Origin of the sequence: Nocardiopsis sp. TNDT3, from assembly GCF_003427465.1 — a bacterium.
Taxonomy (GTDB): Bacteria; Actinomycetota; Actinomycetes; order Streptosporangiales; family Streptosporangiaceae; genus Nocardiopsis; species Nocardiopsis dassonvillei.
The window spans coordinates 1-4,788 of record NZ_QPFC01000591.1; the positions used below are offsets into that span (position 1 = coordinate 1).

Sequence of the window (4,788 nt, forward strand, 5' to 3'; positions counted from 1 at the left end):
GCCGCCTCTCGGGGACAATCGTCCCCGGGAGGCGGCCTTCAGCCGTCGTCCGCGCTCTCTGCGAAGCGGGGCCGAGCAGCCCCGGGACCGCGTAGACTGGTGGTGACCCACGGCTGAGCGAGGATCCGTCCCGACGGTTCCCGCCATGTCGCACATCGTTTTGACCGTCCTGACGGCAAGCGGTAGCCTGTGTGATTGTGCCCGTGAGTCGACGGGTCGCACATGTGTGTGCGGCGCCCGGTTCCGCAGACGAGGACCTACGGTGCGCGGCGCATGTGAACCCCCTCCCATGATTCGACCTCTCGGTCGGGTGTGATCTCGTTTTCGCCATGCGCGGGAACGAACGCGACACGCCCGACATCGGGGGTCGGGGAGGTTCGGGAAATCCAGCAGGTCAATAGCGATATCGGCTACGAGAACCGGCGTAGGTCACGAGGAAGACGGAGACGCGGTGCCCACCATCCAGCAGCTGGTCCGCAAGGGCCGACAGGACAAGGTCGCAAAGAACAAGACCCCGGCGCTGAAGGGGAGTCCGCAGCGTCGTGGTGTGTGCACTCGTGTCTACACCACCACGCCCAAGAAGCCGAACTCCGCTCTGCGCAAGGTCGCCCGAGTCAAGCTGAGCAGCCAGATCGAGGTCACGGCCTACATCCCCGGCATCGGCCACAACCTGCAGGAGCACAGCATCGTGCTCGTGCGCGGTGGCCGTGTGAAGGACCTGCCGGGTGTCCGTTACCGCATCGTGCGCGGCTCGCTCGACACGCAGGGTGTCCGTAACCGCAAGCAGGCGCGTAGCCGTTACGGCGCCAAGAAGGAGAAGTAAGCATGCCGCGCAAGGGCCCGGCGCCGAAGCGCCAGCTCATCACCGACCCGGTCTACGGCTCGCCGCTCGTCACCGCACTGATCAACAAGGTGCTGCTCGACGGCAAGCGCTCCATCGCCCAGAGCGTCGTCTACGACGCCCTGGAGGGTGCTCGCGAGAAGACCGGCCAGGACCCGCTCGTCGTCCTGAAGCGGGGTCTGGACAACGTCAAGCCCGCGCTCGAGGTCCGCAGCCGCCGCGTCGGCGGCGCGACCTACCAGGTGCCGGTCGAGGTTCGCGCCTCCCGGTCCACCACGCTGGCCCTGCGCTGGCTGGTCTCCTACGCGCGCCAGCGTCGCGAGAAGACCATGACCGAGCGCCTGATGAACGAGCTGGTCGACGCCAGCAACGGTCTCGGCGCGGCCGTCAAGAAGCGTGAGGACACGCACAAGATGGCCGAGTCGAACAAGGCCTTCGCGCACTACCGCTGGTAATTCCGGCGGGTTCGAAACAGACCGAGGGACGACGAGCCTCATGGCTGCCAAAACTGTTCTTGACCTGGCCAAGGTCCGCAACATCGGGATCATGGCTCACATCGACGCTGGTAAGACCACGACGACTGAGCGGATCCTCTACTACACCGGTGTGACCCACAAGGTGGGCGAGGTCCACGATGGCGCTGCCACGATGGACTGGATGAAGGAGGAGCAGGAGCGGGGTATCACCATTACCTCGGCTGCTACCACCACCCACTGGGACGACCACACCATCAACATCATCGACACGCCCGGCCACGTCGACTTCACGGTCGAGGTCGAGCGGTCGCTGCGTGTGCTCGACGGTGCCGTCGCGGTCTTCGACGCCAAGGAGGGCGTTGAGCCCCAGTCGGAGCAGGTCTGGCGCCAGGCGGACCGCTACGGCGTCCCGCGTATCTGCTTCGTCAACAAGATGGACAAGATCGGCGCCGAGTTCCAGCGCTGTGTCGACATGTTCCGTGAGCGCCTCGGCGCCAACGCCATGCCGATCCAGCTCAACATCGGCGCCGAGAGCGACTTCAAGGGCGTCATCGACCTCGTCCGCATGAAGGCCTACGTCTGGAACGACGAGGCCGCGCTCGGCGAGATGTACGACACGGTCGACATCCCCGAGAGCCACGCCGACGCCGCCCGCGAGGCCCGCGACCAGTTCATCGAGACGCTGGCCGAGGCCGACGACGAGATCATGGAGATGTACCTGGAGGGCCAGGAGCCCACCGTGGAACAGCTCGTCCCCGCGATCCGCCGCGCGACCATCGCCGGTACGGCCGTCCCGGTCGTGTGCGGCACCGCGTTCAAGAACAAGGGCGTGCAGCCCCTGCTCGACGCGGTCACCGCCTACCTCCCCTCGCCGCTGGACGTCGAGGGCGTCGAGGGTCACGACCCCAAGGACGAGACCGAGGAGACCAAGCTCGTCCGCAAGCCGAGCAACGACGAGCCGCTGTCGGCCCTGGTCTTCAAGATCATGAGCGACCCGCACCTGGGCAAGCTGACCTACGTGCGTGTCTACTCCGGCGTTCTCCAGGCGGGCACCCAGGTGCTCAACAGCCTCAAGGGCCGCAAGGAGCGCATCGGCAAGATCTACCGCATGCACTCCAACAAGCGCGAGGAGATCTCCGAGGTCGGCGCCGGCGACATCGTCGCCGTCATGGGCCTGAAGGACACCACGACCGGTGAGACCCTGTGCGACCAGGCGAACCCGATCGTGCTGGAGTCCATGACCTTCCCGGCTCCGGTCATCGAGGTGGCCATCGAGCCCAAGACCAAGAGCGACCAGGAGAAGCTGGGCATCGCGATCCAGCGCCTCGCGGACGAGGACCCCTCGTTCCAGGTCGCCACGGACGACCAGACCGGTCAGACCGTGATCTCGGGCATGGGCGAGCTGCACCTCGAGGTGCTCGTCAACCGCATGCGCGACGAGTTCAAGGTCGAGGCGAACATCGGCAAGCCGCAGGTGGCCTACCGCGAGACCATTCGCAAGAAGGTCGAGGGGCACACCTACACCCACAAGAAGCAGACCGGTGGGTCGGGCCAGTTCGCCAAGGTCAAGATCGACATCGAGCCCCTGGAGACCGAGAGCGGCGACGCCTCGGGCTACGAGTTCGTCAACGCCGTCACCGGTGGCCGCATCCCGAGGGAGTACATCCCCTCGGTCGACGCCGGCTGCCAGGAGGCCGCCGAGCTGGGCGTGCTCGCGCACTACCCGCTCGTCGGCGTCAAGGTGACGCTCCAGGACGGTCAGTACCACGAGGTCGACTCCTCCGAGATGGCCTTCAAGACCGCCGGTTCGATCGCCTTCAAGGAGGCGGTCAAGCTGGCCAAGCCGACTCTCCTGGAGCCGGTCATGGCTGTCGAGGTCACCACCCCCGAGGAGTACATGGGTGACGTGATCGGCGACCTGAACTCCCGCCGTGGACAGATCCAGTCCATGGACGAGCGTTCCGGCGTCCGTATCGTCAAGGCCCAGGTGCCCCTCTCCGAAATGTTCGGCTACGTGGGTGACCTGCGCAGCCGCACGCAGGGTCGAGCCAACTACTCGATGGTGTTCGACTCCTACGCGGAGGTTCCGTCCGCTGTCGCCCAAGAAATTGTGGCGAAGGTCCGCGGCGAATAGTCGCGAACACGTAACCAGCCCGCTCCCCGTCCACGCGGGGAGCGAGCACCAGACAGCTCTGTACGTCTAGGAGACATCCAGTGGCGAAAGCAAAGTTCGAGCGGACTAAGCCGCACGTCAACATCGGCACCATCGGTCACATCGACCACGGCAAGACCACGCTGACCGCGGCCATCACCAAGGTGCTGCACGACGCGTACCCGGACCTGAACCCGTTCACGCCGTTCGAGGACATCGACAACGCTCCTGAGGAGCGCGAGCGCGGTATCACCATCTCCGTCGCCCACGTCGAGTACCAGACCGAGGCGCGTCACTACGCCCACGTGGACTGCCCCGGTCACGCCGACTACGTGAAGAACATGATCACCGGTGCGGCGCAGATGGACGGCGCCATCCTGGTCGTGGCCGCCACCGACGGCCCGATGCCGCAGACCAAGGAGCACGTGCTCCTGGCCCGCCAGGTCGGCGTGCCCTACATCGTGGTGGCCCTGAACAAGGCCGACATGGTGGACGACGAGGAGATCTTCGAGCTCGTCGAGCTCGAGGTCCGCGAGCTCCTCAGCGAGTACGAGTTCCCCGGCGACGACGTCCCCGTCACCAAGGTCTCCGCGCTCAAGGCGCTGGAGGGCGACGAGGAGTGGGGCAAGTCCGTCCTGGAGCTCATGGGCACCGTGGACCAGTTCATCCCCGAGCCCGAGCGTGACACCGAGAAGCCCTTCCTCATGCCGATCGAGGACGTCTTCTCGATCACCGGTCGCGGCACCGTCGTCACCGGTCGCATCGAGCGCGGCATCGTCAACGTCAACGAGACCGTCGACATCGTCGGTATCAAGGACGAGAAGCAGACCACCACGGTCACCGGTGTCGAGATGTTCCGCAAGCTGCTCGACCAGGGCCAGGCCGGCGACAACGTCGGTCTGCTCCTGCGCGGCATCAAGCGCGAGGACGTCGAGCGCGGCCAGGTCGTCATCAAGCCCGGCACGACCACCCCGCACACCGAGTTCGAGGCCCAGGTCGTCATCCTGTCCAAGGACGAGGGTGGCCGCCACACGCCGTTCTTCAACAACTACCGCCCGCAGTTCTACTTCCGCACCACGGACGTCACCGGCGTCGTGACGCTGCCGGAGGGCACCGAGATGGTCATGCCCGGTGACAACACCGAGATGACCGTCCAGCTCATCCAGCCCGTCGCGATGGAGGACGGCCTGAAGTTCGCCATCCGCGAGGGTGGCCGGACCGTGGGCGCGGGTCGCGTCACGAAGATCCTCAAGTAGTACCCGTGCGGGGGCGGCCCCTTCGGAGCCGTCCCCGCCGTGGTGGGCGGGCCGTGGACCCAC

General features: G+C 66.1%; 4 protein-coding genes. All 4 read left to right on the plus strand.

Features of this window, described 5'->3' with window-relative positions:
• Positions 1–451 precede the first annotated feature (451 nt).
• Entirely contained in the window at positions 452–823 is a 372-nt protein-coding gene (gene rpsL / locus DQW06_RS15085; protein ID WP_013156106.1) for a 30S ribosomal protein S12, read from the plus strand.
• A gap of 2 nt (positions 824–825) precedes the next feature.
• A complete protein-coding gene (gene rpsG, locus DQW06_RS15090) occupies positions 826–1,296 on the plus strand; it encodes a 30S ribosomal protein S7 (protein WP_013156107.1) in 471 nt (156 codons plus the stop codon).
• 40 nt (positions 1,297–1,336) lie between these two features.
• The gene (gene fusA, locus DQW06_RS15095) at positions 1,337–3,451 is read left to right on the plus strand and encodes an elongation factor G (protein WP_117198725.1); all 2,115 of its coding nucleotides are present in this window, start codon (positions 1,337–1,339) and stop codon (positions 3,449–3,451) included.
• Positions 3,452–3,531: 80 nt separating this feature from the next.
• Positions 3,532–4,725, plus strand: coding sequence for an elongation factor Tu (gene tuf / locus DQW06_RS15100; RefSeq protein ID WP_019610093.1), 1,194 nt, complete (start codon positions 3,532–3,534; stop codon positions 4,723–4,725).
• Positions 4,726–4,788: the final 63 nt, after the last annotated feature.

What these genes read in the sequence shown, in the direction of transcription:
- rpsG (WP_013156107.1), top strand. Translation starts at nt 826, where the DNA reads ATGCCGCGCAAGGGCCCGGCGCCGAAGCGCCAGCTCATCACCGACCCG.
- fusA (WP_117198725.1), top strand. Translation starts at nt 1,337, where the DNA reads ATGGCTGCCAAAACTGTTCTTGACCTGGCCAAGGTCCGCAACATCGGG.